We start from the raw sequence: 23871 nt of genomic DNA, 5'->3' as shown, positions 1-23871 counted from the left end.
AAAAAAACAGATTTAATTAGTATAATAATGCCTATATATAATGGCGAGAGTTACTTACAGGAAGCTCTTGACAGTGTAATTATGCAGTCACATCAAAATTTTGAGTTGATTTGTGTAAATGATTTTTCTTCAGATAAAACTCAAGAAATTTTAGAGGCAAATTCTAAAGAAGATAATAGAATTAAAGTTATAAATAATACTAGAAATCTTCAGTTGCCAGCTTCTTTAAATCTAGGTCATAAAATGGCAACAGGTAACTATATCACATGGACCTCTCATGATAATGTTTTAAAATCCAATTGTTTGGAGGTTTTGCTGACTGAAATAAATAAGGAGGGGCTAGATATAGTTTTTTCCGATTATAACATAATAAATCAAGACGGATACGATGTAAGGTATATGAAAACTGGGCCCGTTGAAAACCTTCTATTTGGAAATGTTATCGGCTGCTCATTTCTTTATACACGTAAATGCTATAGTTATTTAGAGCCCTATAATGAATCTTTCTTTTTACTCGAAGATTATGATTTTTGGTTAAGAGCTTCTGCAAGATTTAGGATGGGACACGTTAATCATAGCTTATATAAATATAGAATTCATAAAAGAAGTCTTAGTAGTGCTATTCAAAACAATAAAGATTATTTATCCGAATATGATAAAAATCTTTCGCAAATGTTCTCAAGTTTAACAAGATTACATAACTGGCCTAACAATATTGGAGTTTTTTTAGTCTATCTAACAATAGCTGATAGTAAATCAGTTTTTTTTTATTGGGAAAATAAAAAATCAGTTTTAAAAAACTTTAGTACATATTGTAGGAGAAGTAATCAAGATTTCAAACTGACGCAATATTTTTTAATTAAGAGAATTAGAGAAGTAATACTTTCTAAAAAAGAATTACAAAATGTTCGGATTCTTTTTAGAATTATATTTCAAACTCCAGAAATTTTATTTGATACAAATTTCAGTAATAGAACAACCCTAAACATTTTATATAAATGTTTAAAAGGAAATCTTAAATAGAATGGTTTCTATTATAATGGCAACCTACAACAGAGCCCATTTCATTGAGGAAACTATACAAAGTATACTTAATCAAGTTTATAAAAGTTGGGAATTATTAATAGTAGATGACGGAAGCGAGGATAATACTTTGCAAATTTTAATACCCTATTTACAAGATCCCAGAATACGTTATATTCAAAGAGATGATAACTATAAAAAGGGACTTCCGGGTTGCAGAAATATGGGGATAGATCTTTCTAAAGGAGAATTTATTATCTTTTTTGATGATGATGATATTGTTCATCCGCTAAACTTGCAAATAGCAATAGATCAAATACACTCCCGCCCAGATTTAATGTTTTGTAGGTATAGACGGGAAGTTTTCGAAGGGAAGTTTGATAAGGTTTTTGACACTTCTCAGAAGTTAGAAAGCTTTTCTATTCAAGGCTTAAAAGACTATTCAAAGTTAATTACACAAGAATTACCATTTAATTCTTGTTCTGTATTATGGCGAAAAGAGTGTTTCAAAGATATCCGTTTTAATGAAGAACTCCTGTATGCTGAAGAGTGGGAGTGTTATACTAATATACTTACCGAAGGGAATAATGGTATTTCAATAGATAAAACACTCTATTATGGGCGAAAACATGCTCAGTCCAATACGGGTGAGTTTTATAGAGGTAAACCTTTAAGAGTTCAATCACACATTAAGGCAGCGAAAAGCATAATAGATATACTCAATAAGAAAAAACTAATGACTTCACGGCTTTTTAAGTATTTTGCTTGGATGGCTGTTTTGTTGGAAAGTAAGTCTCTGTATAAATATTTAGACAAACACTCATCGATTGATTATTACACGACATCAAAAACGGCTTTAGTGTATTATTTGAGTCCAGTAGTACTCATTTTAATGAGATTTAAGAAAAGGCTGGTAGTTAAAAATATAATCTAGCAGTATTGTCAAACATTTAATTCTTTCCGAAATATTGGCTGTGAAAGGTAGCAGTGCTTGGAAAGCTAATTATTCTTTTTTGTGATCTCTAAATAGTAGTTAGGTTTTTTAATTGAACCAATTTCAAAATGAAAAACGATGCGTGATGGTTTAAATCCCCAAAAAAAGGATGCTCTGGTAGCGTGCACCTATAACCATAGGGTAATCATGGTTGTGTACATTCCTGAGTTTAGAGGTTATTATGCAAAAATGTTTGAAGTTTTTAAATTATCGATCGAGTCTTTAATAAAAACACTCCCGAAAACATCAGCAATTACACTTGTGGATAATAGTTCTTGTGAAGAAGTGAAGAACTATCAGATTGAATTGCATAAAGCCGGAAAGATAGAAAGCTTAATTTTATTAGCAGATAATATTGGTAAAATTGATGCTCAAATAGGTGCAGCCAGAATGTCAAGAGAGCCATTAATAACACTTACAGATTGTGACATATTATTTGACATAGATTGGGTTCAAGAAACTATTAAGGTTTTCAATACAATTCCCAAGACTGGTTCTGTTGCGCCTTACCCTAGTCGTAGATCATTAACATATGCGACCTTTTCTGTCCAAGAGGCAATTCTTAAAAGAAAATATAAGCTAGAGTTTAAACCAATTCCCGAAAATTTTGAAAACTATAATATGTTTTTGGAAAGTATAAATTGGCAGAAGGAAATAAATCAAAATGCACTTTGGCCCATATTAAATGTCGGAAACGTTAAAGCTGTAGTTGGAAGCGATCATCAAGTTCTTACTTTGCGCAGGGACATATTATTTAATACAGTCCCATTTGAACCTTCTTATATCAAAGTAGGGAACCACTCTGAAGAAAATTATGTTGATTTACCAATTGATGTTTTTGGTTTTTTCAGATTGTCCCTTAATAAGTACAAGGCTTTTCATATGGGCAATTCCCCCGAAGCTTGGATGTATGATAAGTTAAATCATTTATCCTACAAATCAGAAAGCCTTATTTTGAAACTAGATGTAAATATGAAATACCCTAGGTCTAAAAATAGATTACAGTTTCAACTTAGGAAAAAACTCATAAAAGAGCTTTTTAAGTTTTATGTGCCAAAAGCCTATAAAAACTAAAATTTGAGAATTTTAGTTTTAGCAGAAACCCTAGATATAGCAGGTAGTAGTGCCGGGAAAGCCAATTATGCCTTTATAAAATCTTTGTTAACAGCCGGCTTTGAAATCACCGTCTATCATTATACCTATAAGGAGATACACTTAGCTGGAGTTAAACCGATCTTAATTCAAGAACGAAAAACAGATTTAAATTACTGGCTAAGTCGGGGACAGCGGGTTTTGCAACGCATTACCCAAAGGAATTTTTCTAAGTCTTTAGAGAACAGGTTTGGATTTTCTTTTACCTTCTTTAATGATGTCAATAGTATGGTGGCGGCTTTAAAGCCATTACATATAAAGGATTATGATTTGGTACTCACATTGAGTAAAGGGGCGAGTTACCGTACGCATGCTGCTTTGTTAAAATTGCCTGAATGGCAGGCTAAATGGTTGGCCTATATACACGATCCTTATCCTTTTCACTGGTACCCAAAACCCTATGATTGGCAACAACCCGGAAGCGTACAGAAGGAAGCCTTTTTTAAAAGGGTAGCTCAAAAGGCAAAATGGCTGGGCTATCCTTCCCAGTGTCTGCAAGACTGGATGGGAACTTTTGAAGCTAATTTTAAAACCAAAGGGATCGTACTACCGCACCAAGCCAGTGAAGCTGTTTTTGTAGAAAAGGTTTTGCCTGAGTTTTTTAATCCTGTTCATTTTAATGTATTGCATGCAGGAAACTTATTAAAACAACGGAATCCGTTTCCATTAATACAGGCCTGGAATCTGTTTTTAGCGCAGCACCCCGAAGCTGAAGCGCAAGCCAAACTCTTATTAATAGGTCCGGGAGCTTATCATGAACCAGAACTGTCTAAAGTTTGTAGTGGAACAGAAACTATTTATCGCTATTCCGGATCTATGGATTATGAACAGGTGCGTTTGTTGGAGCAGCATAGTGCCGTGAATATCGTTTTGGAAGCAGCAGCTGAAGTGAGTCCGTTTTTACCGGCTAAATTTCCGAACCTTGTTCAAGCTAATCGTCCGGTATTACATCTGGGGCCAAAACATAGTGAAGTGCGTCAGCTTTTAGGTGAAAATTATCCATTTGTTGCTGAAGCTAATGATGTTAAGCTTATAGCATTTAGACTTAAAGAGTTGTATGATCAATGGAAAAATCATACAGTTTTTAATTTAGATGTAAAACTTCATAATTATTTTTCACCTGCGTATTTAAGAGCAACTTTAATTGAACTCATATCCAAATGATTTCAGATGCTAAATTTTCTATAGTTATTCCGGTATACAATGGTGAAAAGTATTTGAAAGAAGCATTGACCAGTGTACAAAAGCAAAGTTATTTTAACTGGGAGTGTATAGTTGTCGACGATGGCTCTACGGATTCAAGTGTAAGTATTGCAGAGCTTTTTGCTTTACAGGATAACCGGTTTAAAATTTTTCAACGGCCAAATGGCTTACCTAAAGGAGCGAATAGTTGCCGAAATTTTGGTTTTGATCAAACCTCCGGAAGTATTGTTAACTGGTTTGATGCGGATGATTATATGCTTCCTGAATTTATTGAAACTAAAATACAAGCTTTTAAGAAGGGTGTAAAACTTGTGATAAGTTCTGGCTTTTTCACAAACGAACTGTTAGAAAATAAAAAGTCGATGCAGATATTCCAGACACAAGAATTATATACAGATTATTTTTTGTGGAAGTTAAAACTTACTACAGCTTCTGTTGCTTTTAAGAAAAGCTTCTTAACCAGTAAAACGCTTTTTAATAGTACCTTAAAAAAAAGTCAGGAGTTTGAATTCTTTACAAGATTTTTTGTTGACTTAAGTTTTGAATCATACTGTATTATAGAAGCGGAATTGTTTTTATACAGATCACATCCTTCATCAAAAACCTCGTTAAATCAGGGGTATAATGCTGATTTTAAGGAGTCTGAAGCCTTCACTGTTTTAGAAAATTTTAAGCGATCTATAGCATATTCAAATACTACTGTAGCAAACAGTTCTTATCGTTTATTGATCAATTTATTATACAAGGCAATAGCTAATAATCATAGCAGCAATATTGAAGTTATTTATAGAGGGCTTATGGATAATTTAAAAGCCACTCGAAGAGGAGTAATAGCCTCTCATATTTTAAGGAGAATGATTAAGTGTAATAAATTATTTAATATAAATTTTCTTCCTTGGGACAAGTTGCTCAAAAAAATAAATGTTTATTAGATTCCAAATGAAGAATTACCTTGTCCTAATCCCCGCCCGTGCCGGTTCGCAACGCCTTCCCGGAAAAAATATGCGGCAATTAGGAGATAAACCGTTGGTGGGGCATAGTTTAGCATACGCTCAAGATAATGGTTTTAGTAATATGGTAGTCACTTCTAATGATGCACGTGTTCTTGAATATGCAAAAGAAGTAGGTGTTGAAGTTATTAAAAGACCGGATGCCTTAGCAGGTAATGAAGAACCTGTTGTAACCGCTTTGCAACACGCGGTAGATCAATTACAAAAAAAATACGATGCGGTTATTTTATTGCAGCCTACAAATCCGTTGAGACCAGAAGGTCTTCTTAATGAGGCTGTTTCGGTTTTTGAGCAAGAGGGTTGCGACAGTCTGATGACCGTTTCCCGAAGCGAACATAAATTGGGAACCATTTCTAATCATCAGTTTATCCCATATAATTATCAAATGGGGCAGCGCAGTCAGGATCTCGAGCCTTTGTTTTATGAAAATGGTTTGCTTTATATTTTTAAAACGGAACTATTAAAGCAAGGAAAGCTTCTTGGAGCAAAAAACTACCCTTTGATTGTGGATCATCCTTTTGCCGAGATCGATATTGATACAGAAGCTGATTTTAAAAAGGCTGAGTTGTATTTGAAGCATTATACTAATTAAGACTAAACACAGACTTTTGAACCCATACATACAGATCGAAAACCGAAAAATAGGACCAGATTACCCACCGCTTGTCATCGCTGAGATTGGTATTAACCATGAAGGATCTCTAGAAGTGGCTAAGGAAATGGTGGATGCAGCCCACCGCGCAGGAGCGGAAGTGGTTAAACATCAGACGCATATTGTAGAAGATGAAATGAGTGGTGCAGCGAAGAAAGTGATTCCGGGAAATGCAGCTATTTCTATTTATGAGATTATGAAGCGTTGTGCGCTTGATGAAGCGGATGAAGTTGCTCTGAAAAACTATGTAGAGAAAAAAGGGATGCTATTTATCTCAACTCCTTTTTCGCGTGCAGCAGCAAATCGTCTAAACACCATGAATGTTTCGGCTTATAAAATCGGTTCCGGAGAATGCAATAATTATCCCTTGCTTAAGCATATCGCAGGTTTTGGTAAACCGGTTATTCTTAGTACCGGGATGAATACACTTGAAAGTGTTTCTAAGGCTGTACAGATTTTTAAGGACGCCGGTACACCTTTCGCATTGCTGCATACGACTAACTTATATCCAACACCTACTCATTTAGTGCGGTTGGGCGCGATGACTCAACTGCATCATGCTTTTCCGGATGTGCCTTTCGGCTTATCAGATCATACCTTGAACAATAATGCCTGTTTGGGCGCAGTAGCTTTAGGAGCTTCTATTTTAGAGCGGCATTTTACCGATCATATGCAGCGTACAGGTCCGGACATTGTCTGCAGTATGGATGAAGAAGCCTGCGCTGAACTCATTCAGTCAAGTAAAGAAATCTGGCTCATGCGCGGTGGCGAAAAAGCCCCGGCTAGGGAAGAACAGGTAACCATAGATTTTGCATTTGCAACCGTTTGTACCATAGTCCCCATAAAGGAGGGTGAGGTCTTTACCGAAAAAAATATTTGGGTGAAGCGTCCCGGAACCGGGGAAATTTTAGCTGAGCAGTTTGAAGATATTTTAGGGAAAAAGGCAGCAAGAACTATTGCAGAAGATGAACAGTTGAAAGCAAGTGACGTGCTGTGATTAAAAAAATAGCTTTTCTTACCGGCACTCGGGCAGATTTTGGGAAACTGAAATCGCTTATTCAGGCAATTCACGATTCAACTGACTTTGAATATGGAATTTTTGCAACCGGAATGCATCTGCTCGAGCAATATGGGCTCACTGTTATTGAAATTGAAAAAGCAGGTTTTCAAAATATTGAGCGCTACTCGAATTATACCTCTGAAGCCACTATGGACCTCACTCTGGCTAGAACTATTGAAGGTTTTTCGGCCTATGTGAAAGCATTTCAGCCAGATTTAATAATCGTTCATGGCGACCGGGTCGAAGCCTTGGCCGGTGCAATCGTGGGTTCATTGAATAATATTCTAGTTGGTCACATTGAAGGTGGCGAACTTTCAGGAACGGTTGACGAACTCATTAGGCATTCGGTGAGTAAATTGAGTCATATTCATTTCGTCTCTCATGGGACGGCAGCTAAGCGTTTGGTACAAATGGGCGAACTCGAAAGCAGTATTTTTAACATCGGTTCGGCTGATTTAGATGTGTTGTTCAGTGAAACTTTACCCAATCTCAAAACTGTAAAAACTTATTACAACATTCCGTTTGAAAGCTATGCGGTAGTTTTATTTCATTCCGTAACCACAGCTCATCAGGAAACTGCCAAGCACGCAGATGATTTTGTACAGGCGCTATTGGAAGATAATCAAAACTATGTGGTGATTTACCCCAATAGCGACCTAGGTTCTTCGGCTATTTTGGAGGCCTATCGTAAATTTGAAAAGCATCAGCGATTCCGGCTTTTTCCGTCCTTGAGGTTTGAGTATTTTATTACCTTGCTCAAAAACGCGGCGTTCTTAATAGGAAACAGCAGTGCCGGTATTCACGAGGCTCCCTATCTGGGTATTCCCACAGTAAATGTAGGCAGACGTCAAGAAAATCGCGACTTGCAGACTGACAGTATCATTCACGTGGATAATGCTAAAGCAGCTATTTTAAAAGGTATCGCTTCCGCGAAAGCGCTAAAGGTCAATCCAAAAGGGACAAAAAGTACTAAAACAGCAGCTTCTGGATTTCTGGAAGCCTTAAGAACCGAAGCCTTTTGGAAAATAGACCATCAAAAGCAGTTTCGAGATCTTTAATTTTGAAAAATGAAATATGCATTTTAAACTTCTAACTTTGAATCTAAAATCTTGAATTTAGAATCTCAAAAGGCCTTAGGAATTGTCATTACAGATGGGGTTGGTTTTCGCAACTTTGTGCTGAGCACTTTCATGACTGAAGCAGCCCGTTCTTTTAAAAAAGTAATTATATTTTCAGGGCTTCCTTCTTCAGCATTTCCTGAGCTTGATAAAACTGTTTTTACGATCGTTGAACTTCCTGTTTTTACTGAAACTAAAAAGAACTGGTTTTGGCGTAAACTGAAAGAAGTAGCACACCTGCAGAAACATAAATCCAATCCGGGTATTGCAGATAATTATGAGATGAATAAGGCAAAAAGCTGGAGCCCGCACGGGCTTTTGGTTCGCCTGGTTTATACCGTTAGTTCAGTATTTTATAGTGAAAAGAATATACTCAAGTATGAAACGCTTCAGGAGCAGAGCTTTGCAAAAGACGCAACTGTAGCTAAATATGGTGAAATTTTAAGGGATCATAAGCCAGATCTGTTGTTTTTTACGCATCAGCGACCACCCTTTATTGCTACTCTAGTTTTTTGGGCGAAAAAGTTACAGATTCCTACCGCCTCGTTTATTTTTAGTTGGGATAATCTGGCTTCAAAAGGGAGGATGGCTGCGACTTTTGATTACTTTCTGGTCTGGAGCGATTTGATGAAACACGAATTGCTTCGGTTCTACCCATACACCAGAGCAAAAGCTATTTCAGTTGTAGGTACACCTCAGTTTGAACCTTATGTGTTACCCCAATTTGACCTTTCCGAAAGGAAGTTTTACAAGACTTTAGATTTAAATTCTAAAGAAAAAATCATCTGTTACAGTTGTGCTGATGCTTCTATTGGAGCAAATGATCCTTTGGTAATTGCTACTTTGGTAGAGGGGATTCGTTCAGGAGCAATCGATTTGTGCCAGCTTTTGGTACGAACTTCACCGGCTGAAGACGAGCAGCGATTCGCAGAAACCAAAACAAAATACCCCGAGATCAAATGGAATCATCCTAAATGGGAGCTTACCCGTGAAGGGCATCCCGAGCCCTGGTCTCAGCGGGTACCAACAGTTGCCGATTTGTCTATGCTTAAAGCAATTTTAAACTATTGCGACTTAAACGTCAATATGCTTTCAACGATGAGCCTTGATTTTATGTTGTTTGATAAACCTGTGGTCAACACCGTTTTTGGTAACGTGGAGAACGGACTTTATAATGATCAGCGCTTTTTACAGTATGAGCATTATGACAATGTGGTTAAAAGTGGTGCGGTTAAAATCGCAAAAAATGCAGAAGAATTGTATGCTGCTGTAAACGCATACCTGCGTAATTCCAATCTGGATCTGGAAAATCGCAGGAAGCTTATCGATATGCAGGTGGGAAAACCTCTTGACGAAACCACTCAAGCTTGTGTACAAGCTTTAAAAAATACTTTATGAGCACCAAAAGATTAGCGGTAGTTTGTAATTATGTTCTTCGAGCCGATCGCATCGGCGGGATGGACCGTTTTTTTGTGACTTATGATAAAGCAGCGAAAGCTAAGGCCTATGAGGTAGATTGGTTTTTCCCGGATGTGGTGGATAAAACATTTTACGAGGGTGTTGCCCTTTTTTCTGCGGAAGGAAATTCAAGTGTGGAAGCCTTTTTTCTCAACTACCTTCAGGAAAATGAAAAAACCTATACCGCACTGGTTACGCATTTTACCGAACTATGCAGCCCTTTTTATAAGAAAGCAAAAGTTGCCGGAAGCATTGAAACCATTATAGCAGTAGATCACAATCCACGTCCTTTAAATGGTTTCCCTATTAAAAAACGGTTGAAGAACCGTCTCAAGGGCTACTTACATCATAAGGCTATAGACCGGTTTATAGGAGTGAGTAGCTATACTGCCCGGAATATTGTAGAAGATCTGGGGCCGGTAGTGGCTAAAAAGACCGGGGTGATCTATAACGGGATTGATACTTCTGTATTTAAAAAGAGAGAAAATCAAGATCTGAATCCAGAACGTAAAGTTCAGTTTGTTGTGGTTTCTCATCTTAGGGAGTCTAAAGGTATACAGGATTTGATTGATGCTTTGGGTTATTTGTCAGAAGCTATAAAAAAACGTCTACACATCAGCATTTATGGGGAAGGCCCGCTGGAAGAAGGTTTAAAGCAACAGGCTAGAGACAATGAGGTCGATAGGTTACTAAGCTTTAAAGGAAGTTCTTCAGGGATTCCACAACTTCTGGCCGATTATGAGTACCTCATTCAACCAACGTATATGGAATGCTTCAGTCTCTCCATCCTAGAGAGTTTATCAGCAAATGTTCCTGTTATTACTACAACAGTTGGCGGCAATCCTGAGATTATTAAAGAGGATGTGAATGGGTTTTTATTTCAACCAAAGAATAAACGGGCTCTTGCAACTATTATTGAAGAAGTAGTAAATGGAGGTCGAAAAATAACTGAAGATACTTCGGCTTTAATTGAAAAGGAATATTCACTAGACCGTATGGTTGCAGAACATATTAATTTACTGGACTGATGCACATTGCTTTTTTAACACCCGAGTACCCTCATAAAGATCTTAAGGGGTCTGCCGGTTTAGGAAGCAGTATTAAAAATCTGGCAGCAAGTTTGATTCAGGCCGGGGAACGCGTTACGGTTTTTGTGTACAGTCAGGCGGAAGATAGGGAATTTGAAGATCAGGGAATCAAAATTCACAGCATCGCTAAGCGGAAGTATAAACTTGCAGGCTGGTATTTGCATCGTAAATTTTTACAGCGTTATATTAATAAATTTATTCTTCTAGAGGGAATAAATGTTCTCGAAGCACCGGATTGGACCGGAATTACGGCTTTGATGCGTTTTAAATGTCCGTTGGTTATTCGACTTCATGGGACCGATGCCTATTTTTGTCATTTGGAGCAACGCACACAAAAAACTAAGAATCGCTGGTTTGAACAACTAGCACTTAAAAATGCCGATCATATTCTTGCAGTAAGTGCTTTTACCGCAAAACTGACCAAAGAAATTTTTGGACTGAAAAAGGAAATACAAGTAATTCCTAATTCAATCGACACAGAACTCTTTAAGCCTTCAAAAGTTGAGGCTGAAGCTCATCGAATCCTATATTTTGGAACCTTGATTCGTAAGAAAGGAGTGTTGGAATTGGCAAAAATTTGCAATTTGCTTTTTCAAAAGACTAAAGCGGTCAAACTCATTTTAGCAGGAAAAGATACAATCGATGTACTAGTGAACCGTTCTACTAAAACTCTTTTTTTAGAACAGCTTCAGGCGGAATATCATAGTCAAGTGCAGTTTGTGGGAGTATTGCCCTATGCTGAAATTGAACATGAACTTGCACGAGCTAGTGTGGTTGTGCTACCTAGTTTTGCTGAAGCCTTACCCATGACCTGGATTGAAGCCATGGCGATGGAAAAGGCACTTGTAACTTCTGATATTGGTTGGGCAAACGAGGTGATGATCGATGGTGAAACCGGGTATACGGTAAATCCAAAAGAACATCAACAGTTTGCCAATAGCATTCAGGAACTGTTAGAAAATTCCAAACTTCGTTTAAAAATGGGTAAGAAAGCACGAGCACATCTGAAACTGAATTTTGCGACTGAGGTTGTGGTAGAACAAAATGTAGCATTTTATAAAACTGTTATCAACGAATGAATCGCTATATAACTGATACAGGAGAAATCTTGTTATACACGGGTGCTCCTGATTTAAATATGCTAGATCAGTTGGCTAAGGGACCAGGGGATCTTTGGCATTCCAGTTATGATCAAGGTTTTAAAAATTGTTTCCCGGAAATCGTTTATCAAACAGCTACATTCTGGTGGTTTATCAATGATTTTGAAAATACTACGAGTTGTATAAATTGGCGCGTAAATGCAAGCTGTTTTGTAATTCGAGAGAACGTTTGGAAGTTGCTTAATGGCTTTGATGCACGGTATAATAGCGAAATAATGCAAGGGATTGATCTTGGCTACACGCTTTTAAGAGAACTTGGGGGAGTTCCCATTTACGTCAAAGGCTTATACGCATTAAGTGCAAATAGCGCAAACATTGAGACTGAAGACAGGTATGCATTTTATCGTAAACATTTCAAAACTGGGCATAGTATTTATATGATGCTCAGGCAGCCTCTTTCTAAGTGGTTTTCTGAGCTGTATTATTTTATTGAATCCGCTACCCATCAATCAGCTACATCGAACTTAGTAACATTGCCTTTAAAAACTTTAGTCACTATAGAGGCTCCCAAAGTTTCTGTGGTAATCCCTACTATGTTTCGACAGGAATATACTGTACAGCTTTTAAAGGATTATGCAGCGCAAAGTATTTTACCTATAAAAGTCATTGTAATAGATGCAACTCCAGAAGAATTCAGAAATGTAGCCCTTTATAATCTAGACTTACCGTATGAATTCCAATTAATTTGGCAAGAATCTACCGGGAGTTGTCGTGCTCGTAATGAGGCTTTAGAATATTGTAAAGGGGATTATATCATTTTTGGAGATGATGATATTAGAATACCTCCGGATTTTGTTGAAAATCATATTCGTTTTTTAGAAACCTATCAGGCAGATGCTTGTAATGGAAGAGATATTAGGGCTGCGCATTATACAAATGATTTGACTGATTTGGATGCTTTTTTAAAACGGTCTCCAACAAGTTTGCAAAAAGCCGGAGTAGCGCATCAATTTAGTAATGCTAATAGTTGTGTAAGAATGCAATGGGTCAAAAAGCTGATCGGGAATGATGTTAACTATGATGGTGGGTACGGAGAGGATAGCGATTTTGGCCTGCGTCTATTAAAAGAAGGAGCTGTAGTAATGTATAATCCGTTTTCGGTTAATTTGCACTTAAAGCCACCAGCGGGTGGATATAGATTTTGGGGGCAAGAAAAACCAACTTCAAAACCTTGGGAGTTGAATGCACCTGTAGGAATGTTAAAACCTGTGCCAAGTCCAACAATACTCTATTATACCTTAAAGCATTTTACTCCAAGTCAGCAGAAAGAATATAAATACAAGCATTTTATATTGAATTTGGTTAATGGTAAATCCTATTTAGTACTGAAGCGGTTGCTTAATGTTCCAAAGAAGTTGAAGCAGTATAGACTTTCGAAATGGTATGCACAACGCTTGATCGCACTTGGAGAACGTTATAAATAGCCTTTTAGTTTATGCCCATTTTTTCCTTAATTATATGCACCTATCAGCGCTCACAAGCATTAGTAACCTTGTTAAAATCGGTTCAAAAGCAGAGGCTTTATCCCGATGAAATCTTAGTGATCGATGGTTCGATAGATAACCAAACTGAAAATGTGCTTATAAAGGAGGTTATTAAAAATCTAAAGTATTTTAAGGTTGAAAAGCAGGATCGTGGACTTACCCTTCAGCGGAATTTTGGGATAGAGAAGCTTAATCCCAAGTCTGAAATTGTGTGTTTCTTGGATGATGATGTGGTCCTTGAGCCTGATTATTTTGAGCAAATTCTTCATACTTTTCATGAAAAACCTAATGCTGTTGGGGTGGGAGGTTATATTATCAATGAAGTAGCTTGGGAATCCGATCAAAATGAGCCACGAGCAAGTTGGTTTGGTTTTGATGGGTATCAACGGAAAGAAGGTAGTCGGTTTCAATTGCGTGCGTTATTTGGATTACAGCCTGATGCTGCTCCCGGATTTATGCCTAATTTTGGACATGGACGATCTATTAGTTTTTTACCCCCTTCCGGAAAAACATACCCAGTAGAGCAACTAATGGGAGGTGTGGCAGCTTATAGGAAATCCTTGTTTGAGAAACTTAGTTTTTCCAGCTATTTTGAAGGTTATGGCTTGTATGAAGATGCCGATTTTAGCTTGAGAGCTTCGAAGTTGGGTTCTTTGTGGATCAACACCAGGGCACAATTGTCACATTATCACGATCCTTCAGGAAGGCCTGATCTCTATAAATACGGGAAAATGGTGATTCGAAATGGTTGGTATGTGTGGCGGGTTAAATATCCAAATCCGAATTTAAAAGCACGCTTTAAATGGAATGCGACTGCATTATTACTTACTCTCATTAGAGTTACAAATGTGCTTACAGCTGTAGATAAAAAAGGAGCATTTAATGAAGCTGCTGGTAGGGTCGCGGGATGGTGGAGTTTGCTTTTTAATAAGCCAAAGCCTCAATGAAATTTGCAGTAATTACACATATTGAGCATTTTGAAAAGGATGGAGATTTTTATTCCTATGGCCCATATGTTCGTGAAATGAATTTGTGGTTCAAAGACGTAGATGAAGTTGATGTAGTAGGTACGTTCAGCTCAAAAAATCCTGGAAGTATAGACTTAGCTTATAAAGCTAAAAGTTTACGATTGATCAAAGTCCCTTCGTTTGACATTACCGGTATTGCTCAGGTAGGGCGAGCACTTTTGGTGCTGCCGGTAATAATTAAGAAAATTTATTGGGCAATGTCGGGTGCAGATCACATTCATCTGCGTTGTCCCGGAAATATGGGTTTGCTCGGTGCACTTGTTCAGCTATTTTTTCCAAAGAAGACAAAGACGGCAAAGTATGCGGGAAACTGGGATCCTAAGGCGAAGCAGCCCTGGAGTTATAATCTGCAAAAATGGATATTAAGCAACCGTTTTTTGACCAAAAATATGCAGGTTTTGGTTTACGGAGATTGGCCTCATCAAAGCAAAAATATTAAGTCCTTTTTTACCGCGACCTATACCGAAGCCGATAAGAAAGCGCTTCCTCAGCGTAAATATGATTTGCCTTTGCGTTTTCTCTTTGTAGGATCTTTGGTTCCGGGTAAGCGACCGTTGTATGCTTTAGAGCTAGTAAACGAACTCATCTCCAAAGGTTTTCCGGCAGAACTTCATTTTTATGGTGACGGACCCTTAAAGGAAATGCTTCTCGATTTTATCACGGAGCAGCATCTAGAAAAAAGTGCTTTTCTTCACGGAAATCAATCCGCTTCTGTGCTAGGTGAAGCCTACACGAAAAGTCATTTTTTAATACTTCCTTCTAAAAGCGAAGGCTGGCCAAAAGCCATTGCAGAAGCCATGTGGTGGGGTGTTATTCCTATAGCTACTTCAATTTCTTGCGTGCCGTGGATGTTGGACCATGGTGATCGCGGTGTTTTGGTCAACGCTGAGCTTGAATCTGATATAACCAAATTAGAAGCACTTTTAAAGGATAAAGCCCGACTGAGATACATGGCACAAAAAGCTTCCATATGGTCACGTACGTATACTTTAGATTTGTTTGAAGCTGAACTTAAAAAGCTCCTGTAAACCGTGCGTATTTTACAACTCATAGACAGTCTAGATACCGGTGGTGCCGAACGCGTGGCGGTCAATTATGCCAATGCCTTGTATGACTGTATAGAGTTTTCAGCTTTAGGGGTTACACGAAAGGAGGGTGCGCTAAAGGAATTGTTGTGTGATGAGGTGCCGTATTTATTTTTAAAGCGAACAAAAACTGTAGATATAGCTGCACTGCTTCGGTTGAGACGTTTTATAAGAGAGCATAAAATTCAAATCCTTCAAGCCCACGGAAGCAGTTATTTTATAGCTTCTTTAGTTAAAATGATCACCCCGGGACTTAAATTGATTTGGCACGATCATTACGGGAATAGTGAGTATTTAGAAAACCGAGCTGTTGGATTTTTAAAATGGAGCAGTAAAACTTTTGATGCTGTTTTTGCGGTAAATGAGAATTTAAAACTTTGGGCACAACGTACATTAAAAGTTAGTAATGCTTTCTATGTGCGTAATTTCATTGCAGAGGCATTTCCTTTAGAAAGCTCCAAGAAGTTTGCAGGAATTAAAGGGAAGCGAATTGTTTGTGTTGCTAATTTGCGAGGGCAAAAAAATCATCATTTGCTCTTAGATGCTTTTGAAAAGTTACTTGAAACAGATTCTGAGTATACCTTGCATTTATTTGGAGAGGCACCAAACACTTCCTACGCAACTTCGCTTTTAGCACGCATCGCACAATTCCCCGTTAAAAAGTCGGTTTTCTATCACGGGGTTTATTTAAAAATGTCGGCGATTTTACCGCATTTCGATATCGGGGTACTCGCTTCAGCTTCAGAAGGCTTACCTCTAGCATTGTTAGAGTATGGGCAAGCCGGACTTCTCATAGTAGCAACAGATGTGGGGCAGTGCAAGGAAGTGCTCGCCGGTTTTGGATCTTGTGTTCCTGCGAATGATACGGAAATTTTAACTTCGGCGCTGCTGAGTTTAAGGGATACTAAAAACGAAGCGGAAATCAATGCAATACATTTTCAGAAACGCGTTCTAGAGCACTACGGCGCACAGGAGATCGTAAAGAAGGTAATTGGTATATATGATCAAATTATTTAAAAACTATAATAAGCGGTATTTGCAACTTATAGGGCTTCATGCTGCTATAGGCTTTGCAATCTATTTATTTCGGTTTTTAGGTTTGTTCTATTTTCTAGGGTCTATCGTTTTTTTTGTGATATGGACATTTCAGACAAAAAATAAAAATAATCAGGCTTTACTTGCGGCAGCTTATATGACTGCAGGTGAGGTGTTTTTTAGAATGACCGGTGGGAGTATTATTCCTTGGGAAGCGGGGAAGTATTCTGTGATCTGTTTCATTCTTATCGGCTTGTTTTTTAGTGGAACTTCGCGGAAATCAGCACCCTACTGGCTCTATTTAATCTTGCTTATTCCGGGGGTTATCTATGCTGCCGAAACCCTGAATTTTGATACGAATGTGCGGAAGGCTGTTATTTTCAATTTAAGTGGTCCATTTTGTTTGGGGATTTCCGCGCTGTATTGCTATGACCGTAGAATTACCCGTAAACAGTTGCATAATGTGGTTTGGTGTCTTTTAATGCCCGTGATCGCACTTTCGATCTATTTATTATTCTTTACACCCGATACCCGGGACGTACTTAACGGAACGCAATCTAATTTTGCACTTTCCGGGGGGTATGGTCCTAACCAAGTGTCCACCGCCCTAGGTATTGGAATGTTTGCCTTAGTCGTTCAACTCTTTGTCAACAGCCGCAATAAGCTCATCTTTTTTATCAATCTTGGATTGCTTATGTTTTTGGCCTATCGTGGAATTATCACTTTTTCTCGAGGCGGTGTGTTAACGGCTGCGCTTATAAGTATCGCTTTTATCGTGATGTATTTTCAAGGGGTTTCCGGGAGAAAGCGAAATGCTATTTCATTTTACTTAGTGATCATCGGAGGCGCAATCGCCATCACTTGGTTGATCTCCTCCGTCCGCACGATGGGGCTTATCGATTTGCGTTATGCCAACAAGGATGCAGCAGGACGCATTAAAGAAGATCTGTCTACAGGAAGAGAAGAACTTATTACTTCAGAACTCACGTTTTTTGTCAACAACCCAATACTAGGGATCGGTGTAGGGAAGACTAAAGAATACCGCGAAGAAAAACTCGATATACTGGCTGCTTCTCACAATGAGATCAGTAGGCTGTTGTCAGAACATGGCGTGTTTGGGTTACTTGCTCTTTTTATTTTAGTATTAACCCCATTGTTTTTTAGAATAGGAAATAGAAACAATTATTTGTTCTATTCTTTTTATGGATTTTGGTTTTTGACCATAAATCATTCCTCTATGCGGGTCGCGGCTCCGGCATTTATTTACGCGCTGGCGCTTTTAAACGTAATTAATGAGAAAAAAAATACTTTATCTCGGCAACAAATTAGCCCATAAAGGCTATACCCCAACAGGTGTCGATACTTTGGGGTTGAGGCTGGAGCAAGAGAGGTTTTCGTTACGTTATGCAAGTAGCAAAAGTTCTAAATTTCTTAGGCTTTTTGATATGCTGGTTGAGGTGTTCAAAAGTCGTCATTGGGCTGATTATGTTTTGATCGACACCTATAGTACGCAAAGCTTTTGGTATGCCTATCTCGCGGCTCGTCTTTGTAAATTATTCAGCTTAAAGTATATTCCTATTCTTCACGGTGGAAATCTTCCGCAACGCTTAGAAAAAAGCCCGAAAGCATCCAGACGTATATTTGGGAAGTCCTATACTAATGTAGCACCCTCTTTATATCTCAAACGAAGTTTTCAAGAAAAGGCTTATCAGAATGTCAAATTAATTCCCAATGCTATTGATTTAAGTTTATATGAATTTAAGCAGCGGTCTAATCTTAAGCCCAAATTGCTATGGGTGCGTTCCTTTGCAGAGATCTATAATCCCATTTTGGCGGTAGAATTAGTTCATAAACTAAAGCAACAGTATCCTGAAGCCCAGCTGTGTATGATAGGTCCTGATAAGGATGGATCGCTAAAAAAGTGTAAAGAACACGCTGAAAAACTTGGTGTTCAGGTGCAGTTTCCGGGAAAATTATCCCGTGAAGCTTGGTGTTCTATGGCTGCGGAATATGATATCTTTATCAATACGACACATTACGACAATACACCGGTAAGTCTTATTGAAGCTATGGTGCTAGGACTACCGGTCATTTCTACTGAAGTAGGTGGGATTCCTTATTTAATCCGTCATCAGGAGAACGGACTTCTTGTTCCTGACGGAGATGCGCAGGCATTTATTCATTCTATAAATCATTTATTGCGTGATCCAAAATTAGCTTATTGTCTTTCTGAATCAGGAAGAGCAACAGCTGTAGGTTTTGCCTGGAAACAGGTAAAATTACAGTGGCATAAGTTATTGTCTTAAAATAGGTTATATTTGAGGCACCAAACAGCCCCCTTCATGTCTTGGATACCCAAAATTCATTTTGAAATTTCTGAGCGTAAAATTTTATTACGCGTCTTCGATTTGGCTTCGATTACCTTGATGCTTATTCTTGTCTACAGTTTATTTCATTTTGATTATTTGAAGATCAGGTATAGCAGGTGGGGATGGATTTTAGTATTATGGCTTTACTACACGGTTTTTGCAGCGATTTTTGAGCTGTATGATTTACAAAAAGCTGCATCTTTTCAAACGACACTCAAGAATGTTCTACTTACCGTTTCTACAACGGTTTTGTTTTTTATACTAACGCCATTTGTCACACCGGTTTTACCAGACAACCGATTGCAAATACTTATGTTTTTTGGTTCAATGGTGGCAGGGATACTCTTTTGGAGATATGCCTATATCAAACTGGTGTCAGCCCCACGTTTTAATAAACGTATTTTAGTAGTGGGAAATAGCTTTGATATCAACCTTATCGCGGCCAATTTACACAGAGCCGACCCTAATTATCGCGTGATCGGTTTTGTAAATACCGATGAGGTGCATCCCGAAGATTTTGATAAACGACTTAAAGCCATCGAAGTACATAATTTGATCAAAGCCATCAAGCGCTATACAGTTTCTGAAATTGTCGTGGCAAGTTCGGCGAAAGGGGTTGGGGTTGATCTGTATAATAAGTTGCTTGTGTTGTTGGAGCGTGGTTTTCCTATACGGGAGTACACTCAGGTTTATGAAGAAATTACACATCGGGTTCCGGTGCAGCACGTAGAGCGTGATTTTTATAAATATTTCCCATTTAGCCGAAGCAATAAAAACCGATTCTATCTTTTTATCAGCAGGTTGTTTAATGCGATTTTTGCATTATGTGTAGTCTTTTTGAGTCTTTTTATTTTTCCGCTTGTCTTTCTCGGGAATTTAATCGCAAATCGCGGTCCGCTTTTTTACACCCAAGAGCGTGTTGGACTTAATGGGAAGCCGTTTAATATCATCAAATTGCGTACGATGATCGTTGATGCCGAAGCAGGAGGTGCGCAGTATGCGAGTAAAACCGACAGGCGTATCACTCCTTTTGGTAAAATTCTACGCAATTTACGTATTGATGAAATTCCGCAATGTATCAATATTTTAAAAGGCGAAATGAGTCTTATTGGTCCCCGGCCAGAACGTCCCGTTTTTGTAAAAGAACTTTCAGAAAAAATACCGTTTTACGAGATCAGACACGCGGTGAAGCCGGGACTTACAGGTTGGGCACAAGTGCGCGGCCGGTATGCCGAATCTGTAGATGATACGCTCGAAAAATTGCAGTACGACCTATTCTATATCAAACACCGCAATCTCTTTCTTGATCTAAATATCTTGCTGAAAACCATCAGTACGGTAGTATACTATCGCGGGCAATAAGCTATTTTGCTTTTTTGAAAAAGGAAAGTAGAAGCAAGATACTTGCCGGTATAAAGGCAAGTTTAGCAAGATAATCCCCATAACGTACGTAAAATGTAAGGCGGTCATTAGTATTGATCGTGCCTTTTAAACTTCCGCGTAAACCGTAGCCCAATTCTTTTGTAATTGCTCCTTTTTGATCGATAAAAGCCGAAATTCCCGTGTTTGCACTGCGTGCAATACTGCGACGGGTTTCAATGGCTCGTAATCGTGCATAATTAAGGTGCTGTTTGTGTCCCTGGGTGTTGCCCCACCACGCATCATTGGTGATGATCGCGAGAAACTGGGCACCTTCTTGAACATAACCGGTAACAAAGTCACCGTAAACAGATTCATAACAAATCACGGGACCTACTTTTGTACCATCAGTTCCGGTAAAAGCAACACGATTTTCTTGCGTTGTTTTCATAGAAACCGTGCCGCCCAGATCAAGCATCACATCACCCAATACAGGTTTTAAAATACTTTGATACGGAAAGTTTTCAACGCCAACTACGAGTTTACTTTTATGATAAATCTGCGTGCTGTCAGAAGCGTTTAAAAGAAAAGCCGAATTGAAAAAGTCTGCCCAAATAGGATTCCCTATGCGATCTTTGCCTACGTAATTTGAGGTAGGTAAGGTAGCGGCTTTGTCGTTGTACACGCGGTAAAATTGTATTCCTGCGAGATAATTTAGGTTGGGATAGTTACTTAAAAAACTCGTTGCTTTTTCCTTTTCCGTACTAAATTCAAAATTACGAAGATCAACCCCGGCACCTTCAGCAAGTACGGTTTCGGGAGCGATAAGATAATCTGTTGAAGGGGTAAGCGTCTTGAAAGCTTCCTCAAAAAGTAGATCTGCAATGCGCTCGTTTGTCGTATTGTATTTTTCGGTGTACGGGTCAATGTTGGGTTGAAGCAGTACAATTTCAACGGGGTTTTCAGTTTCGATGTAATTCGCTAAAATAAGCTGACTGATTCCAATAGGAATTAAAATGATTCCGAAGGCAATAGCTATTTGGATGCTTAGCTGCTTTATTTTTTTAGTTTCCTTAAAGGCTAAAAGTGCTTGAAAAAGTAGTGCATTCAATACCCAAACCCAAAGTGTTCCGCCAAAAGTCCCGGTGTATTCATACCATTGAATCCAGCCCGTGTAGGTTGCAAAAGCATTGCCTAAGTTGAGCCAAGGCCAGGCAAATTCCCAGTTGAGATGCATAAATTCATACAGCATCCACAGGGCTACGAGAAAGACAAGGCTTAGACGGTTAGAAAAGCGTTTGCTTATGCGCACATAAAGCATCCATACAAAAGTCATAAGCAATGCATTTGCCAGCACGGCAAACCACATCCCGAAAGGAGTAGAATTATAAAGCCACCACGTGGTGATGATATTGAAGGTGAAAAAAGCGACGTAAGCGAGCCCAAAAATTTTGAGTTTTGGGCTTTTTGCTGCTTTAGTGTTGAGATTGTGTGTAGCTAACAGCAGAGGAACAAACCCAAAAAACAAAAGCAACGGAAATCCATAAGTCGGCCAGGCTAAAGCTAGTAATAATCCAGTAGCAAGTGCCAATAAAAAGTTTTTCATAAACAGTTTCTAAGACTGAAGCAAGTTACAGTAACCTCAATTTATAACGTAAAAGCAGAGCTGAAAATATATACGCCATTGTGTTAAACCTATTTAAAAGGCGTCCTGCACTTTTTGAATTGTGGCTAACTTAGGACAAAAACCAAAAATGCGAATTCTTATTACAGGTGCTACCGGTTTGGTAGGGCAAGAGCTTACGAGGCAATTGCACGGAGCCGGTCACGAGGTGTACTACTTGACTACAAGCCCGAATAAAATTGAAACCAAATCTAATTATAAAGGATTTCTTTGGAATACGGCCAAAGGCGAAATTGATAAGGCTTGCCTAGATGGCGTTAGTACCATCGTACATTTAGCCGGGGCAAGTATTGCCGAGCGTTGGACCGAAGCCTATAAAAAAACAATCTTAGAAAGTAGAACGGAGACTGCAAACCTCCTTTTGCGTGCTTTAAAAGAAACAGATCACGAGGTAGAGCAGTTTGTTTCAGCGAGTGCTATTGGGGCATATGCTTCGTCTAAAACACAACTATATACGGAGTCTTTTGAAAAGTACAATCCGGGATTTTTAGGTGCGGTCGTTGAAGCCTGGGAAAAAGCAGCAGATCAATTTGAGACCTTAGGACTTGAAGTTGCCAAAGTGCGTGTTGGTGTAGTTCTGGCAAAAAATGGCGGAGCTTTAGAAAAGTTGATTCAGCCTATAAAATATTATGTAGGGAGTCCGTTAGGCGATGGGCAACAATGGCAATCCTGGATTCATCTCGAAGATCTTGCCGGGATTTTTAAAGAAGTGATTTTAAACAAAAATAATGGAGTTTATAATGCGGTTGCGCCTGCGCCGGTTACTAACGAAACCTTGACAAAAGAAGCGGCTTTGATCTTAAACAAGCCTCTTATTTTCCCTAAAGTTCCTGCCTTTATGCTCAAATTGATTTTAGGCGAAATGGCCGCAGTGGTTTTAGAAAGCCAGAAAGTAAGTTCCCAAAAAATAGAACATCAAGGCTATTCTTTTAAATACACGCAACTCAATCAAGCATTGAAGGATTTACTTGCTTAATACGCTTTGCAGAAAGTAAACTACCTCAGGTCAAGCCTGTCTGCCGACAAAGGCAGGCTCATGAGGCATTGCACGGAAACGAATTTTCAATTTCGAGGCAAGTCTTGGAGTATTAAAACCTTTAGCGGTGCCAATAAAGCGCATAAAAAAACCGGCTTCAAGCCGGTTTTTAAATATGATATTGTTGCAAATTACATTTGCTGATTAGCAACAATAGAAATTTCTAATTCGATATCATCGTTGATGAATTTGTCACCAAGGTTATCAAAAACAGATTTAGAACCGTAGTTTACATCCCAATCTGTACGATCGATAGTGAATGGCTCAGACTTTAAAGTCATTGTGTTACCAGAAACTTCATAAGTTACAGGAAATTCAATGTTCTTTTTAGTTTCTTTTAAAGTCAAGTTACCTGCCATCATTTTCTTTCCGTCTTCACCTTCAGTGATTCCTGTGATTTCAAATGCAGCTGTTGGATATTTTTGAACATTAAAGAAGTCACCTTCTTTACCTTCAACAGTTCCTTTTAAGTGATCTTCAAGACTTGCTTTTTGATCTCCTTCTAAATCTTGAACCGTGATAGAAGTCATATCGATAAGAAAGCTTCCGCTTATTTGATCACCTTCAACACGTACAACTCCAGATTCAAGACCTACAATACCATCGTGTGTTCCGGTTGGTTTTTCACCTAACCATTTTATTTCAGAAGCTTCTTTGTCAACCATATATTTGGTTGCTTCTGCAGTTGCCTCAACAGCAGCTTCAGCTTCAGCAGCTTCAGTTTCGTTTTTCTTTTCGTCTTTACAAGATACTAAAGCTGTAACCATCGCAGCCATAGTAAAAAGCGTTAAAAATTTAGTTTTCATTCTATTTACCTTTTTTAGTGTTAATTGAGAGCTCAAAATTAACAGAAGAATTGGTTTTACCTCTTAA

21 protein-coding genes are annotated in these 23871 nt (G+C 38.5%); 19 read left to right on the top strand and 2 right to left on the bottom strand.

Features of this window, described 5'->3' with window-relative positions; genetic code table 11:
* Positions 1-27 precede the first annotated feature (27 nt).
* The 18 genes from MED217_RS18620 (at position 28) to MED217_RS14230 (ending at position 20281) form a co-directional block, all read left to right on the top strand.
* Positions 28-1023, top strand: a complete 996-nt coding sequence (locus tag MED217_RS18620) for a glycosyltransferase family 2 protein (RefSeq protein ID WP_009781258.1) — start codon at positions 28-30, stop codon at positions 1021-1023.
* Between the two features lie 16 nt (positions 1024-1039).
* Complete coding sequence (locus MED217_RS14310) at positions 1040-1957, top strand: glycosyltransferase family 2 protein (protein WP_195891566.1); 918 nt, start codon at positions 1040-1042, stop codon at positions 1955-1957.
* A 138-nt stretch (positions 1958-2095) separates the two neighbouring features.
* A complete protein-coding gene (locus tag MED217_RS14305) occupies positions 2096-3091 on the top strand; it encodes a glycosyltransferase (RefSeq protein WP_009781256.1) in 996 nt (331 codons plus the stop codon).
* 3 nt (positions 3092-3094) lie between these two features.
* Positions 3095-4333, top strand: a complete 1239-nt coding sequence (locus MED217_RS14300; protein WP_009781255.1) for a glycosyltransferase family protein — start codon at positions 3095-3097, stop codon at positions 4331-4333.
* Positions 4330-5304, top strand: a complete 975-nt coding sequence (locus MED217_RS18615; RefSeq protein WP_009781254.1) for a glycosyltransferase family 2 protein — start codon at positions 4330-4332, stop codon at positions 5302-5304. Before MED217_RS14300 ends, MED217_RS18615 begins: the two co-directional genes overlap by 4 nt.
* A 7-nt stretch (positions 5305-5311) precedes the next feature.
* The gene (locus MED217_RS14290) at positions 5312-5974 is read left to right on the top strand and encodes an acylneuraminate cytidylyltransferase family protein (protein ID WP_009781253.1); all 663 of its coding nucleotides are present in this window, start codon (positions 5312-5314) and stop codon (positions 5972-5974) included.
* A 16-nt stretch (positions 5975-5990) separates the two neighbouring features.
* Positions 5991-7031 (top strand): N-acetylneuraminate synthase, encoded by a 1041-nt coding sequence (gene neuB, locus MED217_RS14285; RefSeq protein ID WP_009781252.1) that lies wholly within the window; start codon positions 5991-5993, stop codon positions 7029-7031.
* Positions 7028-8152, top strand: coding sequence for a UDP-N-acetylglucosamine 2-epimerase (neuC, locus tag MED217_RS14280; protein WP_009781251.1), 1125 nt, complete (start codon positions 7028-7030; stop codon positions 8150-8152). Before neuB ends, neuC begins: the two co-directional genes overlap by 4 nt.
* Before the next feature lie 51 nt (positions 8153-8203).
* Positions 8204-9610, top strand: coding sequence for a hypothetical protein (locus tag MED217_RS14275; RefSeq protein ID WP_009781250.1), 1407 nt, complete (start codon positions 8204-8206; stop codon positions 9608-9610).
* Positions 9607-10698: a glycosyltransferase family 4 protein gene (locus tag MED217_RS14270; RefSeq protein WP_009781249.1), complete on the top strand. Its 1092-nt coding sequence runs from the start codon at positions 9607-9609 to the stop codon at positions 10696-10698. The genes MED217_RS14275 and MED217_RS14270 overlap by 4 nt, the downstream gene beginning before the upstream one ends.
* On the top strand, positions 10698-11837 hold the full coding sequence (locus tag MED217_RS14265; protein WP_009781248.1) for a glycosyltransferase family 4 protein: 1140 nt from the start codon (positions 10698-10700) through the stop codon (positions 11835-11837). Before MED217_RS14270 ends, MED217_RS14265 begins: the two co-directional genes overlap by 1 nt.
* Positions 11834-13342 (top strand): glycosyltransferase family 2 protein, encoded by a 1509-nt coding sequence (locus MED217_RS14260; RefSeq protein WP_009781247.1) that lies wholly within the window; start codon positions 11834-11836, stop codon positions 13340-13342. The genes MED217_RS14265 and MED217_RS14260 overlap by 4 nt, the downstream gene beginning before the upstream one ends.
* A gap of 11 nt (positions 13343-13353) precedes the next feature.
* A complete protein-coding gene (locus tag MED217_RS14255; RefSeq protein WP_009781246.1) occupies positions 13354-14349 on the top strand; it encodes a glycosyltransferase family 2 protein in 996 nt (331 codons plus the stop codon).
* Positions 14346-15458 carry a glycosyltransferase family 4 protein gene (locus tag MED217_RS14250; RefSeq protein WP_009781245.1) on the top strand — a complete coding sequence of 371 codons (1113 nt, stop codon included), beginning with the start codon at positions 14346-14348 and terminating at the stop codon, positions 15456-15458. Before MED217_RS14255 ends, MED217_RS14250 begins: the two co-directional genes overlap by 4 nt.
* 3 nt (positions 15459-15461) lie before the next feature.
* Positions 15462-16532, top strand: coding sequence for a glycosyltransferase (locus tag MED217_RS14245; protein ID WP_009781244.1), 1071 nt, complete (start codon positions 15462-15464; stop codon positions 16530-16532).
* Positions 16516-17886, top strand: a complete 1371-nt coding sequence (locus MED217_RS14240) for an O-antigen ligase family protein (RefSeq protein WP_009781243.1) — start codon at positions 16516-16518, stop codon at positions 17884-17886. The genes MED217_RS14245 and MED217_RS14240 overlap by 17 nt, the downstream gene beginning before the upstream one ends.
* The gene (locus MED217_RS14235; protein ID WP_009781242.1) at positions 17843-18856 is read left to right on the top strand and encodes a glycosyltransferase family 4 protein; all 1014 of its coding nucleotides are present in this window, start codon (positions 17843-17845) and stop codon (positions 18854-18856) included. Before MED217_RS14240 ends, MED217_RS14235 begins: the two co-directional genes overlap by 44 nt.
* 36 nt (positions 18857-18892) lie before the next feature.
* Positions 18893-20281, top strand: a complete 1389-nt coding sequence (locus MED217_RS14230) for a sugar transferase (RefSeq protein WP_009781241.1) — start codon at positions 18893-18895, stop codon at positions 20279-20281.
* A 1-nt stretch (position 20282) separates the two neighbouring features.
* Here the strand turns inward: MED217_RS14230 and lnt are convergent, their stop codons facing one another.
* Complete coding sequence (gene lnt / locus MED217_RS14225) at positions 20283-21884, bottom strand: apolipoprotein N-acyltransferase (RefSeq protein WP_009781240.1); 1602 nt, start codon at positions 21882-21884, stop codon at positions 20283-20285.
* A gap of 148 nt (positions 21885-22032) precedes the next feature.
* Here lnt and MED217_RS14220 point away from each other — a divergent pair, with 148 nt between their 5' ends.
* A complete protein-coding gene (locus MED217_RS14220; RefSeq protein ID WP_009781239.1) occupies positions 22033-22938 on the top strand; it encodes a TIGR01777 family oxidoreductase in 906 nt (301 codons plus the stop codon).
* Between the two features lie 191 nt (positions 22939-23129).
* On the opposite strand, the gene MED217_RS14215 is transcribed toward MED217_RS14220, so the two are convergent.
* The gene (locus MED217_RS14215; RefSeq protein ID WP_009781237.1) at positions 23130-23804 is read right to left on the bottom strand and encodes a YceI family protein; all 675 of its coding nucleotides are present in this window, start codon (positions 23802-23804) and stop codon (positions 23130-23132) included.
* Between the last annotated feature and the right edge of the window lie 67 nt (positions 23805-23871).

It is taken from the genome of Leeuwenhoekiella blandensis MED217, from assembly GCF_000152985.1.
GTDB classification, from domain to species: Bacteria; Bacteroidota; Bacteroidia; order Flavobacteriales; family Flavobacteriaceae; genus Leeuwenhoekiella; species Leeuwenhoekiella blandensis.
Note: the sequence above shows the minus strand (reverse complement) of the source record. Positions and strands in the feature narration are given on the sequence as shown.

Bases quoted from the DNA above. Each gene is read 5' to 3' on its own strand.
- MED217_RS14240 (WP_009781243.1), top strand. From the start codon at position 16,516: ATGATCAAATTATTTAAAAACTATAATAAGCGGTATTTGCAACTTATA.
- lnt (WP_009781240.1), bottom strand. From the start codon at position 21,884: ATGAAAAACTTTTTATTGGCACTTGCTACTGGATTATTACTAGCTTTA.
- MED217_RS14250 (WP_009781245.1), top strand. From the start codon at position 14,346: ATGAAATTTGCAGTAATTACACATATTGAGCATTTTGAAAAGGATGGA.
- MED217_RS18620 (WP_009781258.1), top strand. From the start codon at position 28: ATGCCTATATATAATGGCGAGAGTTACTTACAGGAAGCTCTTGACAGT.
- MED217_RS14310 (WP_195891566.1), top strand. From the start codon at position 1,040: ATGGCAACCTACAACAGAGCCCATTTCATTGAGGAAACTATACAAAGT.
- MED217_RS14255 (WP_009781246.1), top strand. From the start codon at position 13,354: ATGCCCATTTTTTCCTTAATTATATGCACCTATCAGCGCTCACAAGCA.
- MED217_RS14290 (WP_009781253.1), top strand. From the start codon at position 5,312: ATGAAGAATTACCTTGTCCTAATCCCCGCCCGTGCCGGTTCGCAACGC.
- MED217_RS14230 (WP_009781241.1), top strand. From the start codon at position 18,893: ATGTCTTGGATACCCAAAATTCATTTTGAAATTTCTGAGCGTAAAATT.
- MED217_RS14305 (WP_009781256.1), top strand. From the start codon at position 2,096: ATGCGTGATGGTTTAAATCCCCAAAAAAAGGATGCTCTGGTAGCGTGC.
- MED217_RS14235 (WP_009781242.1), top strand. From the start codon at position 17,843: ATGAGAAAAAAAATACTTTATCTCGGCAACAAATTAGCCCATAAAGGC.
- MED217_RS14215 (WP_009781237.1), bottom strand. From the start codon at position 23,804: ATGAAAACTAAATTTTTAACGCTTTTTACTATGGCTGCGATGGTTACA.
- MED217_RS14220 (WP_009781239.1), top strand. From the start codon at position 22,033: ATGCGAATTCTTATTACAGGTGCTACCGGTTTGGTAGGGCAAGAGCTT.
- MED217_RS14270 (WP_009781249.1), top strand. From the start codon at position 9,607: ATGAGCACCAAAAGATTAGCGGTAGTTTGTAATTATGTTCTTCGAGCC.
- MED217_RS14260 (WP_009781247.1), top strand. From the start codon at position 11,834: ATGAATCGCTATATAACTGATACAGGAGAAATCTTGTTATACACGGGT.
- MED217_RS18615 (WP_009781254.1), top strand. From the start codon at position 4,330: ATGATTTCAGATGCTAAATTTTCTATAGTTATTCCGGTATACAATGGT.
- MED217_RS14265 (WP_009781248.1), top strand. From the start codon at position 10,698: ATGCACATTGCTTTTTTAACACCCGAGTACCCTCATAAAGATCTTAAG.